At 48.5% G+C, this 18,887-nt stretch carries 14 protein-coding genes and 1 rRNA gene; 11 read left to right on the top strand and 4 right to left on the bottom strand.

Going from position 1 to position 18,887, the window contains the following annotated elements; translation table 11 throughout:
• The 6 genes from rrf to recJ form a co-directional block, all read left to right on the top strand.
• Nucleotides 1-113: ribosomal RNA gene (rrf, locus tag H6F90_RS19240) — 5S ribosomal RNA — on the top strand; the annotation flags it as partial.
• A 233-nt stretch (nt 114-346) separates the two neighbouring features.
• A complete protein-coding gene (locus tag H6F90_RS19245) occupies nt 347-982 on the top strand; it encodes a calcium-binding protein (protein ID WP_190553908.1) in 636 nt (211 codons plus the stop codon).
• A 500-nt stretch (nt 983-1,482) separates the two neighbouring features.
• Nucleotides 1,483-2,235, top strand: coding sequence for a peptidylprolyl isomerase (locus tag H6F90_RS19250; protein WP_190553909.1), 753 nt, complete (start codon nt 1,483-1,485; stop codon nt 2,233-2,235).
• Nucleotides 2,235-5,261, top strand: coding sequence for a peptidase domain-containing ABC transporter (locus H6F90_RS19255; RefSeq protein WP_190553910.1), 3,027 nt, complete (start codon nt 2,235-2,237; stop codon nt 5,259-5,261). Before H6F90_RS19250 ends, H6F90_RS19255 begins: the two co-directional genes overlap by 1 nt.
• Before the next feature lie 363 nt (nt 5,262-5,624).
• Nucleotides 5,625-7,157, top strand: coding sequence for an HlyD family efflux transporter periplasmic adaptor subunit (locus H6F90_RS19260; protein ID WP_190436175.1), 1,533 nt, complete (start codon nt 5,625-5,627; stop codon nt 7,155-7,157).
• A gap of 75 nt (nt 7,158-7,232) precedes the next feature.
• Complete coding sequence (gene recJ / locus H6F90_RS19265) at nt 7,233-9,680, top strand: single-stranded-DNA-specific exonuclease RecJ (RefSeq protein ID WP_199296038.1); 2,448 nt, start codon at nt 7,233-7,235, stop codon at nt 9,678-9,680.
• Between the two features lie 42 nt (nt 9,681-9,722).
• On the opposite strand, the gene H6F90_RS19270 is transcribed toward recJ, so the two are convergent.
• Nucleotides 9,723-10,421: a YdcF family protein gene (locus H6F90_RS19270; RefSeq protein WP_190553912.1), complete on the bottom strand. Its 699-nt coding sequence runs from the start codon at nt 10,419-10,421 to the stop codon at nt 9,723-9,725.
• A 493-nt stretch (nt 10,422-10,914) separates the two neighbouring features.
• Between H6F90_RS19270 and ctpB the strand changes: the two genes are divergently transcribed.
• Nucleotides 10,915-12,273 (top strand): carboxyl-terminal processing protease CtpB, encoded by a 1,359-nt coding sequence (ctpB, locus tag H6F90_RS19275; protein WP_190436166.1) that lies wholly within the window; start codon nt 10,915-10,917, stop codon nt 12,271-12,273.
• Nucleotides 12,274-12,349: 76 nt separating this feature from the next.
• Here the strand turns inward: ctpB and H6F90_RS19280 are convergent, their stop codons facing one another.
• The 3 genes from H6F90_RS19280 to H6F90_RS19290 all read right to left on the bottom strand — a co-directional run bounded on the left by H6F90_RS19280 (nt 12,350) and on the right by H6F90_RS19290 (nt 15,780).
• Nucleotides 12,350-12,859 carry a molybdenum cofactor biosynthesis protein B gene (locus H6F90_RS19280; protein ID WP_190553913.1) on the bottom strand — a complete coding sequence of 170 codons (510 nt, stop codon included), beginning with the start codon at nt 12,857-12,859 and terminating at the stop codon, nt 12,350-12,352.
• Nucleotides 12,860-12,988: 129 nt separating this feature from the next.
• Nucleotides 12,989-13,324 carry a photosystem II reaction center protein Psb28 gene (psb28, locus tag H6F90_RS19285; RefSeq protein ID WP_190436159.1) on the bottom strand — a complete coding sequence of 112 codons (336 nt, stop codon included), beginning with the start codon at nt 13,322-13,324 and terminating at the stop codon, nt 12,989-12,991.
• A 212-nt stretch (nt 13,325-13,536) separates the two neighbouring features.
• The gene (locus tag H6F90_RS19290) at nt 13,537-15,780 is read right to left on the bottom strand and encodes an S-layer homology domain-containing protein (protein WP_190553914.1); all 2,244 of its coding nucleotides are present in this window, start codon (nt 15,778-15,780) and stop codon (nt 13,537-13,539) included.
• A 297-nt stretch (nt 15,781-16,077) separates the two neighbouring features.
• On the opposite strand from H6F90_RS19290, the gene H6F90_RS19295 reads away from it, so the two are divergent.
• The 4 genes from H6F90_RS19295 (at nt 16,078) to H6F90_RS30785 (ending at nt 18,808) form a co-directional block, all read left to right on the top strand.
• Nucleotides 16,078-17,034, top strand: coding sequence for a PRC-barrel domain-containing protein (locus H6F90_RS19295; RefSeq protein WP_190553915.1), 957 nt, complete (start codon nt 16,078-16,080; stop codon nt 17,032-17,034).
• Between the two features lie 177 nt (nt 17,035-17,211).
• Nucleotides 17,212-17,544: a hypothetical protein gene (locus H6F90_RS19300; RefSeq protein ID WP_190553916.1), complete on the top strand. Its 333-nt coding sequence runs from the start codon at nt 17,212-17,214 to the stop codon at nt 17,542-17,544.
• Between the two features lie 207 nt (nt 17,545-17,751).
• Nucleotides 17,752-18,114, top strand: a complete 363-nt coding sequence (locus H6F90_RS19305; RefSeq protein WP_190436148.1) for a YtxH domain-containing protein — start codon at nt 17,752-17,754, stop codon at nt 18,112-18,114.
• A 22-nt stretch (nt 18,115-18,136) separates the two neighbouring features.
• Nucleotides 18,137-18,808, top strand: a complete 672-nt coding sequence (locus H6F90_RS30785) for a hypothetical protein (RefSeq protein ID WP_242024544.1) — start codon at nt 18,137-18,139, stop codon at nt 18,806-18,808.
• Nucleotides 18,809-18,887 lie beyond the last annotated feature (79 nt).

Here is an 18,887-nt window from a genome sequence, read left to right on the forward strand (position 1 = left end):
GTGTTCATGGCGCGGTGGAACCACACTGACCCATCCCGAACTCAGAGGTGAAACGCTGTAGCGGCGACGATACTTTGGGGGCAGCCCCACGGGACAATAGCTCGATGCCAGGGCAATAATAGAGTAAAGCTCCTCTTATGGTGTATCCAAAGAGGAGCTTTGCTTGTAGCAACAATTCTGGCAAAAATCTTAACTAAGTTTGCTGTTCTGGTATGCTGGCTGATTTCTATAAGCTTGCTCTTGCCGTAAGTCAGTATTGTAAAGAGTATTTTGTACAAATAGAGATACATATTGAGCGAAAACTGGATACAGTACCTATACGTTTTATTCTGCGCCGATAACTCGTATGTCAATCAAAAATACTAATATTCCGACTCTGAGTGAAGATGCTGCTGTTCCTGCCAACTCTTTAGCGAGTGTCGTTGGTTACTTGCCTGTGGTGATCACTCGCTTGAGTTCTGCAAACAATAGTATGCTCCTAAACAACGACCGTGGAACGTTGGCGCACCCTGCTAAACCCAACTTTTTAGGTACTAGTAGTTTTAGCTATACAGTGCGTGATGCTCAGGCCAGTTTTGCCGTTGATATGATTAGTGGCGGTGCCGAAAACGACCAATTGATAGGTAGTACTGGTAATAATGAGTTATTTGGTGGCGCTGGTAACGATCAGCTTTTAGGCGGAGCGGGGGATGATGTACTCAATGGCGGCAGCGGTGAAGACACTCTCTATGGTGGAGAAGGCAAAGATACTTTTGTGCTGACTCCTGGCGAGGGTTCAGATACGATCGCTGACTTTGTAGAGGGGGTTGACTTAATTCAGTTTGCTGGTGGTTTGACTTTTGAAGGAGTCACTATGACTCAGTTAGGGAGCGACACTTTGATTCGGGTCACAGCTACAAACGAGTTGCTAGCGACTTTGACAAACAGTCCATCCCTGCAAATCATTAATCTGCCTGACGTTTCATTTTTCGGGATTAGTTAGACGAGGACCCTAAAATTCTTGAATTCTGTAAGCTGAATGTAGGAGGAGGAGTGGCATCTTAGCTAACTGCTTCTCCTATTTTTTCAGGCAAAATACTTGTTGTGGCGATCGCACTCACAGACAGCTTGCTATGCAAGAGAGCTTGAATAAGCCAATAAAGCCGATTTGTGATTTGTGAAAAATATGCAAATTTCATCCTTGTATAGGTCGTTCCAGACTGAAATTTAGGTAATCTGAGTACGTAAATCTACTTGTAAAGCTGTTAGGGTAATTAACTGCGATCGCTGATTAATTTCGGTTAGTAGTTTTGGGAATCGGTTGATCGCTGAGGCTATCTTAGGGAGAACTGCCACTGCACTGGGTATCTTGTTTAGTAAAGCTATGATGTCTCTCACTGGTATTCCATAGTGGCAAGTGATGACTGACCATTGCTTTCTAGCCCCCGCTACTTAATGTCTTTACAAAGAAATTTTGTTTTGGAAAGCCCTCTGAAAGCCGATATGACCGTAATTCTACAAGTTGGGGAGCGTGCCATTACGGCCGCAGAAATACTGCCTTTGCTGGCTCGGTACCAGCTATTACCTCAACTACTACGGGAGTTGCTGCTCGATCAGGTCATTACTCCGTATAGTTGTACTTCCGAGGAAACAGCTCAGGCTTGTCAGCAGTTTTATGCTCAAAATCAGCTGGGATCCGAAGCAGCTCAGCAAGCTTGGCTGTCGCAGCGCCAAATGACTTCAGAAGAGTTTGAGGCTAGAACTGAGCGCGGGTTGAGAATTGAAAAATTTAAGCAGGCAACTTGGGGAATCAAGCTAGAATCTTACTTCCTCCAGAGAAAAGGGCAGATGGACAAAGTGATCTACTCCCTTATTCGCACCCAAGATGTTGGTATCGCCCAAGAACTTTACTTTCGTGTTCAAGAGGGTGAGCAATCTTTCGCAAATTTAGCTAGAGAATATTCTCAAGGCCCTGAAGCTCAGACAGGAGGGTTGATTGGCCCAGTGGAGTTGAGTACTCCTCATCCCCAGTTAGCAAAAGTACTAGCAATGAGTCAGCCTGGACAGTTATGGCCACCCACTCAGCTTGGAGAATGGGTGGTCATTGTGCGGTTAGAAAAATTTATTCCGGCGCAGCTAGATGAACCCATGCGCCAACGACTACTAAACGAACTTTTTAATAATTGGCTGCAAGAGCAGCTCAACCAAATTAACTCTGCTAACACCTTGGGCGCTGTTGCTACTTCTGCTTCCTAATGACTTACACTACAAACACAATTCAAGATTTTTTAGCTACTGTACCTGGCTTTAGTCAACTACCTCCCGCTACGATTACGAGGTTGCTGCCACGATTTCAGTTGCTTCGCTATCGGATGGGGCAAGCTATCCTAGTGCGAGAGAAAATGCCCATTCAGATTTCGATTCTGTATGAAGGGCAAGCTCGCTACTTGGGGTACGACCCACGCACCCAACTTCCCAGTACATTGAAGTTGTTAAATTCAGGGGAAGTTTTAGGTTGGGCAGGACTCCTGCGCGGAATGCCTTGTGAGACGGCGATCGCTTCTAATGAAGTGATTTGTATTACGCTTGCAATCACTGACTTCCTGGAACTGCTTGAGCAAGAAGCAGGGTTTGCGGCTGCGTTTCGTCAACGTTGTGCGTTGGTAGAAGGCTTCGATTTGCTCGGAGCAGAGCTACAGCGTCAACCTATTAATAAAATTACTAATCTCAAAGATTTTACTCAGCAGGTGTGGCCAGACGCTGTAGTCATGAACTTGCCTAAAGGTAGGACGCAGCTCAGCCAACTCGACTCTAGCTTCATTTGGTTGGTCAGTGGCGGCGGCACCGTGACTAACTATCCAGTGGCTAGCCGCCTAGATGGATCTGGTGCTCAATCATTTATTAGTGTTGAGGGACCGACTGCGGCTCGCTTGGTTGGGTTTCCTGCTGTGGTTCTGGGAGAGGTGAACCCAGAAACCAATGGCTCAGCCTTGGTACTCACTGATGCAGCTGAACTACTACCCCTCTCAGAGGGTGAGGTTGAACTGGATACGGGAGAGGTAGATATTCCATATGCACCGGAAAGGGTGCCGGGAGATTCGACTGCCGCGCTTACACAACAGGCTAAGGGAAAACAGAAGTATCCCTACATTCGAGCGCGAGGACCGCTCAATGCAACTCTGGCTTGTTTTCAGATGTTGGCGCAGCATCTTGGTTTACCCTTCCGTCGAGACGTGGTGCAACGGGTTCTAACGAACCAAATGGATCGCTCGGGCAGTATGTCTTTGCAGGTCTGTGGCGCGATCGCAGAACTGATGGGGCTGAATGCACAACTAGTTAATGTGCCTGCTGCGACTGTGAGCCGTCTGCCAGCGCCCGCCTTGATTCGTTGGCAAGATAGCTGTGCGGTGCTTTATGAAATTAGTGATAAGGCGATCGTGCTGGCGGTTCCAGAAACAGGAATTCGGCGACTGAAACCAGCGGACTTTGCAGAGGTCTGGGGACAAGAAGGTCAGGTTTTACTGCTAAAGCCTACCAAACAAACGCCCAAGCAGCGGTTTGGTCTCGGTTGGTTTTTGCCATCGCTGATTCGGTATCGCAAGGTTTTAATCGAAGTTCTGATTGCTTCCTTCTTCGTTCAGCTATTCAGCTTAGCCAACCCCTTGATGCTGCAAATCATCATTGACCGGGTGTTGGTCCAAAATAGTTTGGATACCTTAAACGTCCTCGGCATCTTCTTGATTCTGATGGCGTTCTTTGAGTCGCTGTTAATGAGCTTGCGAACCTATTTGTTTGTCGATACTACCAACCGCATCGACATGGCACTGGGTTCAGAGATTATTGACCATCTGCTTCGGTTACCGCTGAAGTATTTTGAGAAGCGTCCAGTGGGCGAGCTCTCTAGCCGTATCAATGAGCTAGAAAATATTCGTCAATTTTTAACTGGAACGGCGCTGACCGTGGTGCTGGATGCCGTATTTTCGGTCATCTACATCGTGGTTATGTTTATCTATAGTTGGCTGCTGACAATCGTTGCGCTAGCTACAATTCCTCTATTTGCCATTCTCACGGCTTTAGTTTCTCCAATTATTCGGCGACAGTTGCGGGCTAAAGCAGAGCGTAACGCTGAAACTCAGTCCTACTTAGTGGAAGTGATGTCTGGAATTCAGACGGTCAAGGCTCAGAACATTGAGTTGCGATCGCGCTGGCAATGGCAAGAACGGTATGCTCGCTATGTGAGCGCCGGGTTCCAAACAGTCCTGACTTCCACGACGGCTGGAGCGACCAGTAACCTGCTCAACAAAATTTCTGGTCTGTTGGTCCTCTGGGTAGGGGCTTACCTCGTGATTGCAGGCCAGTTAACATTGGGTCAGTTGTTTGCTTTCCGCATTATTGCGGGCTACGTCACCACACCTTTGCTACGCTTAACCCAGCTGTGGCAAAACTTCCAGGAAACGGCTCTCTCGCTAGAGCGTCTGAGCGATATTATTGATACGCCGCAAGAGGCAGATGAGCTAGATCGGCAGAACATCCCAATGCCTACGATCCAGGGGGCTGTCACGTACGACGATATTGTCTTCAGTTTTAACAAGAATAGTCCGCCTCAACTCAACCACATCAGCATCGAATTTCCTGCGGGGATTTTTGTGGGTGTGGTGGGGCAGAGTGGTTCGGGTAAGAGTACTTTAATGAAGTTGCTGCCGCGTCTCTATGAACCCGATTCTGGGCGTATCTTGATTGATAATTACGATATCAACAAGGTGGAGCTATATTCCCTGCGGCGACAGGTGGGGATTGTGCCACAGGAGCCACTACTGTTTGATGGCACTGTGCAGGAAAACATTGCTCTAACTCAGCCAGATGCCACTTCTGAAGAGATTATCGCTGCGGCTAAAGTGGCGGCGGCTCATGACTTTATCATGACTTTACCGAATGGCTATAACACTCGTGTAGGTGAGCGGGGATCAGCACTTTCGGGTGGCCAACGGCAGCGGGTGGCGATCGCTCGGACAGTGCTACAAAATCCTCGGCTCCTGATTTTGGATGAAGCAACCAGTGCCTTGGACTATGACACGGAACGGCAAGTCTGCTTGAACCTAGCCGATGCATTCCACGATCGCACTGTTTTCTTCATCACGCACCGCCTCAGCACAATTAAGAATGCGGACATGATTTTGATGATGGATCGGGGTTCGGTTGTCGAGACAGGAACTCACGAAGAACTCATGAACATCAAAGGTCGTTACTACTGTCTCTATCAACAACAAGAGTCGCAAATGTAGGCAGTTGTTTTTAGAAGAGAGCTTGAAGCTAAAGAGTAGAGGGGTGGCGATCGCTACCTCTCTTTTTTAATCACGTAGCTGTTAAGGTATAGCCGTAAAGTTTCATCAAACTTTCTCAGTAGGCTATTTCCTGAAGTGAAGCGAAGTTGCTAAAAGAGAAGAGAAGACTACCCTCTAAAGGTCAATATTGCAGCAATTGATTTTCAGTTTTTGCAAATCTTGGCAGGCTAAAGGGCACGCTAACAACAGGACTAAGTTCTAAAAGTTTTAAGCGAAGTCTGATTGCTACGTTGCTGGTGCTGGCAAATCCCCCTTTGCTACCGCCCTTGAATTGCGCCACCTTCCCTATCACTCACTAGGTTTATGACGATTAACCAGCAAAATGGAGCCAAGTTGAATCAACAGCTACCTCCCACCCCAGAAGTAGCTTCTTATTCAGCGAAATCAACGACTTTTGACCAACCCGTTGTGCTTCAGCAACCTGCCACTTGGTCACGAGCCATTGTTTGGAGTATCGTCGCTGTCACCACAGCTTCAATCATTTGGGCTTGTGTAGCCAAGATTGAGGAGGCGGTGAGCTCTCAGGGCAAACTAGAGCCGCAAGGTGCTGTAAAAGAAGTACAAGCTCCGGTTGCAGGGGTAGTCAAAGAAATTTATGTCAAGGAAGGCGATCGCGTTAAGCAAGGGCAAACGCTTCTCAGTTTTGACCCCACCGCAGCGAAGGCCCAAGAGAAATCACTGCTGAATATTCGCATGGCCTTGATGCAGGAAAATCAGTTTTATCGGTCTCAGCTTGCTGGCTTAGCGTCTCCCGCTACTACGGATCAAGCCGCGATCGCGCTGAAACTACCCGCAGAAATTGCCTCTCTGACTAAGAGCCGCGTCAATCTCTTGGCAGAAAATCAACTGTATCGCGCTCAGCTTCCGGGGGCTGCCCAAGGAGGCAACTTCTCAGTTGAGCAATTAGCTCGTTTGCAGTCTAGTCGAGATGAATTTAACTCACGCGCCGCCGCCGCCCAGTTAGAAACTAAACAGTTAGAGCGGCAGTACAGTCAAAACCAAGTGTCTTTAGCCAACGCCAGAGATAGTTTGGGGGTGAACCAGCGAATTCTAGATGGCATTCGACCGTTATATGAAGAAGGCGGGATTGCCAAAATTCAATACCTGAAGCAAGAACAAGAAGTTCGCTCAGGTCAAGCTGAAGTTGAGCGTTTGGGCCAAGAACAACAACGGTTACAGTTTGCGATCGCTCAAGCTCAACAACAACTGCAAAACACCGTTTCTCAAACGCAGAAAGATGTTTTGACTCTGATGGCGAATAACGAGCAACGCATTGCGGAAATTGACAGCCAGTTGACCAAGGCGATCGTTGAAAACGAAAAACGAATTGACGAAATCAATAGCCAACTCAGTCAAGCCCAACTGACGTTGAAGTATCAAGACATTAAGGCTCCAACAGACGGCCTTGTTTTTGATGTCAAAGCGGGCGGTCCTGGCTTTGTAGCTAACCCTAGCGAACCTGTGCTCAAGATCGTGCCTACAGACCATCTAGTAGCCAAAGTCTATATCACAAACCGTGATATTGGCTTTATTAGAGAAGGCATGGATGTAGATGTCAGAATCGATTCTTTCCCCTTTAGTGAATTTGGGGATATTAAAGGTAAGCTAACCTCGGTTGGCTCTGATGCTCTACCTCCCGACGAAATTCGGCAGTACTATAGCTTCCCCGCCAAGATCACTCTAGATGAGCAAACGCTGCGAGTCCGAGGGCGAGAAGTGGCATTACAGTCAGGTATGTCTGTCAGCACTAATATCAAGATCCGCCAGCGCACAGTGATGAGTATCTTTGTTGACTTATTTGCTAAGCAGTTGGATGGTATGAAAGCGATCAGATAATCTGTTGTGGCAGTCACTCTGCGCAATTGACTCAACGGCTTAATTACTTAAATGCTGGAGCAGCAAGCACAGCCCATGCAAATATCCTCAGTAGGTGCTAGTCAAGCTATGGCTGAGACACCCGCTTGGTTTGTGCAGGCTGTACAACAGCAGGCTGTAGGGTTGCCTGGGCACTATGCAGCTCAGTTATTGTGGCAACGAGGAATTCGAGATCCAGAGCAACTTGCTGGCTTTTTGCACCCACAGTTTTACCAACCGACGAGTCCGTTTGAGTTTGGGCAGGAGATGCAATGGGCAGTCGAGCGCTTACAGCAAGCTCGCAATCAAGATGAAGTTGTTGCTATTTGGGGTGACTTTGACGCCGATGGCATTACAGCCACAGCCGTACTTTGGGATGGCTTAGGTCAGTTTTTTAGTCAGGGCGATCGGCTGATTTACTACATCCCCAACCGCCTGATTGAGTCTCATGGTCTCTCTTACTCAGGGCTCGATCGCTTAGCAGCACAAGGATGTCAGTTGGTTGTCACCTGCGATACGGGCAGCACCAATCTGGCAGAAATTCGGTATGCCCAAAGCTTAGGTATGGATGTGGTCATTACCGATCATCACACCTTGCCATCTGAGCGCCCCACCGTCACAGCGCTCATCAATCCGCGCTATTTGCTGCCAACTCATCCTTTGGCCCATCTCTCCGGTGTGGCTGTCGCCTATAAGTTGGTGGAAGCCCTCTACCAAACCTGGCCAGAGGTGCCGCAGCAACCACTGACGCATCTACTAGATTTGGTGGCGATTGGCTTAATTGCTGATTTAGTTCAACTCACCGGAGATTGCCGTTACCTCGCTCAGCAAGGCATTGAGCAGCTACAGCAACACCTGATCAACCATGAGGCTGGAGTGAAACCTGCTCGGCCTGGAATCGCGCGTTTACTAGAGCTGTGTAAGAAAAGTGGCGATCGCCCCACTGATATCTCCTTTGGGCTTGGTCCTCGCATCAATGCCGTCAGCCGTATTCAAGGAGATGCCCATTTCTGTGTGGAACTGCTCACCAGTCGGGATGAGCAGCGTTGTCAGCAGTTGGCCGAGGAAACCGAGCTAGCCAATATGCGGCGCAAAGCTCTACAGCGGGAAGTTACTTACCAAGTCAAAGACAGATTGTCTCAGTTGGACTTGTCAACAACGAGTGTGATTGTCTTGGTCGATACTCAATGGCCCGTTGGAATTTTGGGCCTGGTCGCTGGGCAAATCGCTCAAGAATACGGTCGCCCCACAATTCTGCTCAATGCTGATTCGCTAGATCTTGATTTGGTGACACCCAGCTCAATTACGGAGGGGCGATCGCAGTCTTTGTCCTTGGCTAGAGGATCGGCGCGATCGGTAAATCAAATTGATCTCTACCAGCTAGTACAAGATCAAGCTCACTTACTCCATAGCTTTGGGGGACATCCCTTTGCGGCAGGGTTGAGCTTGGCAGTGGCTAACCTTCCCCTATTTACTGAAGCTGTCAATCGTCAACTGCGCCAGCAAAACTGTGGCATTACTTCTCCAGCTTCTGCCAATCAAGCAGACCTCGTGGTTACAGTAGCAGAGTTGGGCAAAACTTTATTCCGTGAACTTAAGCTGCTGGAACCTTGTGGGATGGGTAATCCTGTTCCCAAACTTATGATGCGGAATTGTTGGTTTGAGCGGGCTTGGCACCGCAACAGCCAAGACTGGCAAGGTAGGAAAGTCCAGTACATTAAAACAGAGTTTGTGCTACGCGATGACTCTTCCTCCATTGGTTTTCCAGGAGTTTGGTGGGGGCACTACAAAGAAGAACTTCCTTCCGGGCGCTGTGACGTTGTTGTAGAGCTAGACTTCAATACTTACGAAAACCGACGACGTGGACAGACACCACACTATGAAGTCCGTTTGTTAGAGGTGTTGCCTGCCAGCAACGCAGCATTGCTGAGCCAAATTCCACAGCCCGCAGATTGGCTGGTGGACTGGCGAGAGGATCTCAAATCCACTACACCAGATACAGATGTGTTGCTCATAACTCAATGCCCAACTAATTGGGCAGAGTTGCAAGCTTGGTTTCGTCGAGCAGTGCAAGAAGGGCAACGGTTGGCGATCGCTTATCCATCCCCTAGCCTAGTTGCCCCGACTCAGATTTGGCAGCAGTTAATCGGCATTGCTAAATATCTCGGCCGTACGGGTGGTTCTGCCACTCTAAGCCAGTTGCATGAAAAGTTGGGGATCGGCGATCGCCCATTACAACTAGGCTTTCAAGCCTTGCACCTTTTAGGCTTTGCTGTCACTCATTCAGATCAAGGGTTTCGAGTCGAGTATCAAGCGAAAGCGGATCTTACCTCTGTCGAGATGCAATTAACAGAAGTAGTCCAGCAATTTCTAGGAGTGGTTCAAGAAGAGCAGTTTCGCCGCCAATACTTCTATCAGGTGCCACTCTCAACGCTACAAGCAGTAGCTCATCAAACGATATTGCTGCAAACTCATCGCTCACCTCAACTACAGCTAACTGAGTAACTCTAGGCTTGAGCCTGTGAGCCCTAAATTTGGCCAAAAGTTCTACTGAACCTTTCCTTGATATTCACACTTAAATCCTTGCTGTTGCCACTCCTGAATATTGACATCGCTCAGCGGAATCACATCAGTGCACTTGGGTGTATAAACCTGGCTGACTATAGCCCAGACTAAACTCCGCGCTACATCTAACCCAGTTTTGAGCCAGGACTCACGATTACCGGGAACGCCTTCTTCTTTAACGATATCTGGCTCTACCCAAATACCATGTGCTCCCAGCAAAATCTGTGCCAGCCACTTAGCTCTAGGGAGATGAGTCTCCGAGGTGATCAGCTTAACTTTGTGGACTTGCCACTGCCGCAACAACGGAATATTGAAGTAGAAGTTATCGAAAGTGGAATCAGCGCACTTTTCTAACCAAACTTGCCTGATGGGAGCCTCGGAGCGTTGAAAAATGAGCCAGATACAAGGATCTTGTGAACCCTGAGAAATCAGGATAGGAGTTTCAGGATGTTGTTTGGCAAGTTCAGTCACATAAATTTCCCGACGGATACTACCCCCTAAAACGAAAAAAGCATTAACTGGTCCCAAGGCTGCCGATCGCAACGCTATCGTGTTAATTAACAGCCAACTGCCAAGCAGTAAGCCGAGGCTCCAAAGTCCAATTTTAAGGGGGTGATTCCAGAGCTTGTAGGGCCAAGCTTGGTGGTATGAAGTTCTATGACGTTTGCTTTTCGGCTTCATGTCTAGCAAAAAACCTTAATGAACCAAATTTGCATCTCATGCCTTAAAGTTGCACCTTTATAGATGAACAATTCACCGCAACTTTACTGACTCTTAAAACTTGCACCTCATGCTATCCTGGCGGGCAACACTATTATGATTCTTAGGTATTCTGCCTCTTCTACTTGATTTAGTTGCTATGCGTTACGATTGCTTCATCCCCTAGTCAGCTTTGGTTTAATGACCCCTTGATCGGCGTGGACACTGGTTAAACTGTCACATGTTCAGCGTAGTTTAACTCGGTAGTTTGGGTATGTTGAAGCTAATTGTCTTAGGGGTGATCCGACCTTTTGACAGTTTCGCGCATGAGGAGTTGTTGCTGGAGCTAGGGACGTCGCAAGCCCCTTAAAACTCATTTACTGTGGTGCATTTTCCGCTTTCGTTTCTTAGGGCTACTGAATATAGAGCCTTACTGCTGAGCCACTGATAGTTAAACGATTTGAGCCAACTTCCAATGAATCAGTCCCCCAGACATTTCCATCTGCTCCAAGTTGCTCTTTGTGGCGGGGCGATCGCTACTGCCGCTACCCTCACTTTGTTTGGTCCTGGTCTTAGTCGCTCCGTGCGGGCGGCTCTGCAAGATAGCCCCAAAACGATTTTGGATGAAGCTTGGCAGATTGTGAATAGTGAGTATGTGGATGGCACTTTCAATCAGAAAGATTGGCAGGCAGTCCGCCAGAGCTTGCTAGGTAAGAACTATACTTCCCGGGAAGAAGCTTATACAGCTCTACGCAAATCCTTGGAGCAGCTCGAAGATCCTTACACCCGCTTCATGGATCCGAAGCAGTACCAAGCGCTAAATAGCCAAACTTCCGGGGAGCTTTCAGGTGTTGGGATTCGGTTGGAACTCAACGAGAAAACTAAAATTCTGACCGTAGTAGAACCGATTGAAAACTCTCCGGCTCTAAAAGCGGGAATTCAAGCGGGCGATCGCATTTTGGCGATCAATGGCAAGCTTACGAAAGGCATGAGTGTAGAAGATGCCTCTAATCTGATTCGAGGCGATGTTGGCACTAAAGTCACTCTACGAATTGACCGAGATACAAAGTCTGCCTTTGATATACCTTTACAGCGGGCTCGGATTGAGCTGCCGACCGTACGTTATAGCTTGCGGCAGGAAGGCCAGAAGCGGATTGGCTACATTCGTTTAAATGAATTTAGTGCTCATGCTCCCCAGCAAATGCGGCGAGCGATTCAGGACTTGACGGGCCAAAAGGTAGATGCCTTCGTCCTCGACTTGCGGAGTAACCCTGGTGGTTTGTTGCAAGCGAGCATTGATATTTCTCGCATGTGGATGGACTCTGGCTCGATTGTCCGTACCGTCAATCGCAAAGGTGAGAACGAGCAATTAGCCGCTAATCGTACTGCCTTGACCAAACTACCTCTCGCAGTTTTGGTAGATGGTAATTCTGCTAGCTCCAGTGAAATTTTAACGGGGGCGCTGAAAGATAACGGGCGCGCGACTGTTGTGGGTAGTCAAACCTTTGGTAAAGCTCTAGTCCAGTCAGTGCATTCTCTGTCTGATGGTTCTGGGCTGGCTGTCACAATTGCTCACTATTACACCCCGGATGGCACTGACATTAGCCAGAAGGGAATTACTCCTGACATCAAGATTGACTTAAGTGATTCCCAACGTCAGAAGTTAGCTTCTAACCCGAAGCTAATCGGCACTAAAGATGATCCTCAGTATCTGCGAGCCTTGAATGTGCTAGAAGCAGAGTTCGCGAAGGTCAAACAACCAACTGCCGCTCAACGTCAGAGCCGCAATAATTGCCTGATTCCAGGGCTGACTTGTCGCTCTAATGTGCAATAACTTGTCTAACTTCCAGGTTTAAAGGTCTAAAAGTCAAGCGCTTCTCTAGGGGAGCGCTTAATTCTTGCGCGTTACTTTAAGGCTGTAGTCGTATCTGGCTCACTAGATGTACCAGTTCAGGCAGAATCAGCGTTTGCATAGCGAGCGTAACCGCGTTAGTGGAACCTGGAACGGAAAAGATCAGCTTGCTTTGGTAAACGCCTGCTACGGCTCTAGAAGCGATCGTCCGTGAGCCAATTTCTTGATAGCTCAACCAGCGAAATAGCTCGCCGAAGCCAGGTAACGTCTTTTCTAAGAGTTGCTCAATTGCGTCATAGGTGGTGTCCCTAGGAGCAATTCCGGTGCCGCCGTTGCAAATTACTACATCGAGCTCTGGTTGTTGGCTGAAAGCTTGGATTTGCGCTTGAATTTGCCCAGGCTCATCTTTAATAATCCTGTACTCAACAACTCGATGTCCTGCGGCTAGAAGCAACTGCTGGATTACCTGACCACTGCGATCGTCTGCGAGCGATCGCGTATCGCTGACCGTGATCACCGCACAACTAACAACAAAATTTGCTGAATCAGGATGAGGCTGGTGAGGCATGAAGTTCTTTCTCCACTTCGCCAGGATCTAAATTGCCCTCAATCCTTATGCCCGCTGCAAAATCTTCAATGGACGACGCAGGAATGAGGGCAGGCTATGGGCTGCTTTTTAGAGGATGAGAGAAGGCAATTAAGACTTACTGAACCCAAGATCGTGCTCTTCTGAATAGCGTTCCATAAACCGCATGAAGCGCTCCCACTCTGCCACGGACTTTATATAGTAGAAGGCTTCCAGTGCTTCTGGTTGACCATTGACAAACTTTGCTTTTACTTCACGTGTAGAGATTTCACCTTCTTCATCAATCAAGTACATACCTGTGATTGTTTCAGTGCTGGTGGAGCTTAAAGCCTTAGGTCGCTCAAAGTAAAACGTCGCCGTACCATTACTGCCGTCGCGAGAACGAGTTACACGGACTTCAGGCACTGCATCTTCGGTAATACCTCTGGAAAATTGAATTTCAGCCATGTCTTTAGAATTAAATCTTAAATGGACAGTTAACTATTCTTAATCATATAGATCAGTTGCCTTAAATCAAAACTCGTTGGCGGTTGAGGAAGCAGAGATAAAGGGAAGTGGCTAGAGGACAAGAGATAGGCGAAGGAAACCCAAGATCGGGTCAGTTGTGCTGGATAGGTGGAGCCTAGCCAACACAACATTACCAACACTACAAAGATGACCTAAGCGGAAACGATGTAGGGAGAGCTAATTGCAGGCGATCGCCCAGCATTGACCAAGGCTTGATAAACCATAGCGGTTACTTCAGCACGAGTGGTCTCCCGGTTAGGGTTTAGCTGCCCTATGGTGGGGAAGTTCACTACCATCCGGCGTTTTGTGGCTGTGGCAACAGCACCACGGGCGAAAGGTGGAATTGAACTTTGATCGCTATAGATCCCCAACACAGCTTCATCACCACTTCCCAAGTTCAAGCCGTTGACCAAGGAAACGAGCACTTGAACGCGCAGCACGTTCTCATTCGGGCGGAAGGTATTATCTGGGAACCCAGAAAGAAACCCACCCCGGTAAGCTTGCTGAATTGCGTTAGCGGCCCAAAAATCTGCGGCCACATCGCTAAAGCTAGTGGCAGCTCGGATGGCAGGCGGATTTAAGGCTTTGACGAGTAGAGCCGCATATTGCGCCCGATTCATCTTCGCGTCTGGTTTAAAGGAACCATCTTCAAAGCCGCTAATGAGCCCTTGACCGCCTAGAGCGCGAATAAAATCCGCTGCCCAGTGACCTTGAATATCGGTGAAGGAGGGGGTCGCTTGATCTGGGTTGACAATAAAGTTAGAGGCGATCGCTGGTGCTTCACCACGAGCCACCAAAGCTTGGTAGAGCAAGGCTGCGACTTCCGCTCGGTTGATGTCTTGCATTGGCTCTAGTTGATTCACCTGCGGTTGATTCACCACCATGCGGCGCTGAGTTGCTGTAGCTACTTCATCGGTCGCATAACTAGGAATTTGGGCGCGATCGCTATAGACCAGCAGGATATTTGTGTTACCACCTGTAAATCCTAAACCGCTGACCAAAGACACGATCGCCTGAACTCGCGTCAAGTTTTGATCAGGTCGGAAGGTATTGTCTGGAAAACCAGAGACAAATCCCATCTGAGCTGCTTTCTGAATTGCTGCCTTGGCCCAGAAATCAGCCGGAACGTCCGCAAAATCAGTCGCTTCTTTTTTGTTGGGTAGATTAAACGCTTTAGCGATCGCCGCAGCATATTGGGCTCTGGTAATGCTGGCTCCAGGCTTGAAGGTACCATCGGGGAAGCCGCTAATGATGCCACGACTGACTAACCCTCGAATAAACCCTTCGGCCCAATGACCTGTAATGTCAGTCAAGCCAACGGGATTTGGAGTGGGCGTCGGAGTTGGAGTGGGTGTCGGAACTGGGGTTGGCGTAGGCGTGGGAGTGGGTGTGGGAACTGGAATAGGCGTCGGAGTTGGAACTGGGGTTGGCGTAGGCGTGGGAGTGGGGGTCGGAACTGGAATAGGGGTTGGTGTTGGTGTTGGAACTGGAGTTGGGGTAGGAGTGGGAACCTCACTGGCCACAAAGTTGATCAGACCTTGAACGCGGGTGGGGTTTAATTGATTACCGACAGAAATCAGAGTGGTTTTGGTGGCATTGTGTAAGTCAAACGAACCGTTGTCTCTAAAGATGTTGCCCCCCGGATCTTGGCTTTTACCCAAATCTGGCAACGAAGTATTCGTAATGACCAGACCATCGCTGGTGTTCTTCTCCAAGACGTTACTGCGAAGTACAGGATTGGCTTGACCAGACAGTACGACCCCAGAACGATTTTCAAAAATTCTGTTATCAACGACAAGAGGGGCAGCGTTATCTCCAATGGCAATGCCGTAACCTGTCTTCTGACAAACATTACGACGGATTTCACCTTTTGCGTTCCGCACCAGCGAGATGCCACTGGCGGCATTTTGAAAAAACACGTTGTCTATAATGACGGGATTCGCTGTCCCAGTGGCGAAAATGCCTTCGCGAGCACAGTTAGTAAACGTACTGTTGGCAACTGTGGGAGCTGTAGACTCTACCCAAACGGCAGTGCCGCGCTGGGCTCGGTTGGTAACGGTGACACCCCGCAGTTGGGCTGTGTTCTCGAGCCGTAGGGTAATGTTTTGCCGCGCAAAGGTAGGGCTGATATATTCGCCGCTGCCTTCAACCAAAACTCCACTACCTTTATTGCTTTCATTGCCTACAAGCGCCACACCTGCGGGAATTACGAGTGGGAACACTTCTCCACTAGCAGCATTGTAGGTGCCTGCTGCTAACTGAATAGTAGTTCCACCACGGGCTTGCTGTAAGGCTCGCTTTAGGGTTTTGAAGGGAGTAGCTTGACTGCCATTGGCAGCATCATTACCTGCCGTAGGATTGACATACAAGATCGAGCCGGAAGCCGATTGAACCATGACTTTGCACCTATCCGCAATCTTTAAGAGCACTTACCTATGTATTGCGTCACGTTAATTTTGTTGATCAGGGTTAGAACCCCAAAACTTTGATGACGTACTAAAGAGCTACAAGGTGTGCAAGTCGATTTTAGGGGCAGTTTTTCATCTTGATAGAGAGTGGCTGATACCCCACAGCTCTTTAAGTCCTCTAGCCAACATCTAAAGGCTTGGCTGCTGGGCTTTGTAGCGATTCTTAAAAGTTTCTGAATCCAGAAGCTATACTGCTGGGAAAGCGCATCTATTTTTGAGGTCTTTATGGCTTCTCCACAAGCGATCGCCCGACAAGGCGAGCTTCTCAACCGTTTGGTACTCGATCGAGAGACCGCAGAAGAACTGGGTCGAGTCGATCAAATTTGGATGGTGCCAGAATTGCATCGAGTCATGGGCATTATCTGCACGACCGGGTTTTTGAAGGGTAAAAAACAAATGTTTACCCTGGTGCAAATTGAGGCCTTTGGCACAGATAGCATTGTCGTTAACTCTAGTCACACCAGCGTCAATCCTGAGGACATTAAACCGATTGATTCCTTGATTGGACGAGAAGTCTGGAGCGATGCTGGCAGTAAGATTGGCAAGCTGACAGACTATTTGTTTGACCCTGCGACTGGAGAAATTACTCAATATCTGTTTGTGGCACGGGGCTGGAGTAGCCTGACAGATGGCAGCTACCTGTTACAGCCATCCATGATTTTGGGCTTGGGCAGCAAGCGGGTGATGATCTCCAATAATGCGGCTCAAGAGATTTCTATCTACACCGAGGGTCTTAGACATAAAGTTGCTAAGGTTAGTAGCTTTTTACAGTCAGATTACGCACAAACGAAGCAAGATGTGAAGTCTTGGTTAGGAGGGATTCAAGCCATTACTAGCCAAGCTAAAGAACAACTACAAACTCTGAGTGTTCAGGCAAAAGAACAAGCGCAAACGGTGGGTGAACAGCTTAAAGACACAACTCAAACCCTAGCGGAGCAAGCCCAAGAGAAAAGCCAAACACTCAAAGAGACTCTTAAAGACCGAGCGCAACTGTTAGGCGAACAAGTCAAAGACAAAACTCAAGCTTTAGCGGAGCAAGCAAAAGCCAATGCTAGCGATCGCACTGAACCTGAAGTTGTTGTCTCAGTTCAACCAGATACCTCTGTTACTGCCCAGCCGACTCACACCACTGAAGTAATTGTGGATGTCAGCCCGGAAAAGCCTTCAGAATCTGCACAGTAGATTCTATTTTCCATAGGGCAGTCTATCGCAACTCCTGGCTCTCCGAATTTTTGCTTTTGCAGCTCTACCATGCTGTATTAAGTTCTGGTGTAAATCGGGCGACTAGTCTCGCTAGCAGATGTTACAGCGGCAAGAACTATGTAACGATTGAGGCATCGCGGGTTAGGAGGTGTGGCGATGGTGATCACCGTAGTAGTAATTAATCTCCTGGTTAGCTGCTTTTGCTTCTATGCAGCGTGGCAGATTTGGAAATTGCGTCGCACCTTGGCTCAAGTAGCTAATGCTCTAACAGCTTCTGAGCGCAGTACCCACAGCGTCTTATATGGTGCTCCTACCGGAATTTTGCAAGGGCAGCGGGGTGTGAACCAGTTGCGACAACAGTACCAAAAATTAGAATTGCAATTGCAGAAAGTGCAGCAAGTTTTAGGTCTGATAAGTTTGGGTCAGGGTGTTTGGCGGCAGCAGGTCAGGCGATCGCAGCGACCAAGAATGCCGAAAAAGCGTTTTTAGCTGATAGCTAAACCATGAGATAGATTAATGTGTAGTGAAGCATAGAACGCTGATTTAAGCGTCTAAACGCCCAAAGAGTGCTAAGCAGGATGCAGCTTCTAGAGAGCCAATCCGGTAAAATCGGGGCGGTTCCACCTGATCACAAGCTAGGTGGCATCAAATTCAGTTAGATTAATCCGCTAGTTATTGAAAGGTAGAAGCCAGACAATGTCGAACAACCGTTCCGGATCATTCATTGGAGGTCTACTGTTAGGAGCTGCTGTTGGAACAGTGACCGGTTTATTGATTGCTCCTCGGCCAGGACGGGAGACGCGGCAGCTCTTAAAGAAATCTGCGGATGCCTTACCAGAACTCGCAGAGGATTTGTCTACTAGTGTCCAGCTCCAAGCCGATCGCCTATCAGAGTCAGCTCTGCGGAGTTGGGATGAAACACTAGGACGCCTGAAGGAAGCGATCGCCTCTGGGATCGAAGCAACTCAGCGGGAGCAACAGGTATTAGAGCAAGTGCCAGCTTCGGAAGCGGCTGAATCCGATCTACCTAAGCATGATGCGTTCGATAAAATTCACTAACTTGTAGAGTAGGCAGAGTTCAGTGATTGATCCCATTTTTTGGCTAGGACTTTCAATTCTACTGGTGGCCGTGAGTCTCGCAGCAGTCTTAGTTGTAGCCATACCAGCACTTCAAGAATTAGCGAGGGCGGCTCGCAGTGCTGAAAAACTATTTGACACCCTCTCCCGGGAATTGCCTCCCACCCTAGAATCGATTCGCCTGACTGGGTTAGAGATTAGTGATCTGACAGATGACATGAGCGAAGGCGTGAAGAGTGCGGGTCAAGTCGTCAAACAGGTAGATCAGAGTTTTGATGGTGCTCGGAAGCAAGTCCAAAAAGCTCAGACTACTACTCGTAGCGTTTTTGCAGGCATGAAAGCGGCATGGCGCACGTTTAGTCGAACCCCTACTAGTGTCGCTGGTGGTCGTCGCTCCATGGGGCGGTTACCTCCTCCTTCGCGATCGCCCCTGGACGTGCCGAGCGGTAGCTATAATGCTCGGTCTACCTCTGATGCTCTTAGCGAGCTTGGAGAAGTGAGTCGGCCAGCTTCGCCCTTAGAAGAGCGCCTATCTGACTTAGAGAGCGATCGCCTTCGAGAAGAAACTCGGCTACAAAATACCAACCATAACTATCCGCCAAGGCGAGAACTGCCAGAGTCAACTTCGCCCCAACCAGAATCTGCGGAGTCTGAAGAGAAGTCTGTGGAATGGTGAGTTTCAGTTAAGAAAAATGCCATGAGACCAAGCGGAATGATCGGGAGTGGGATAGACTTAAAACCAAAGTTCAACAATG

It is taken from the genome of Trichocoleus sp. FACHB-591, from assembly GCF_014695845.1.
In the GTDB taxonomy this organism is placed as follows: Bacteria; Cyanobacteriota; Cyanobacteriia; order FACHB-46; family FACHB-46; genus Trichocoleus.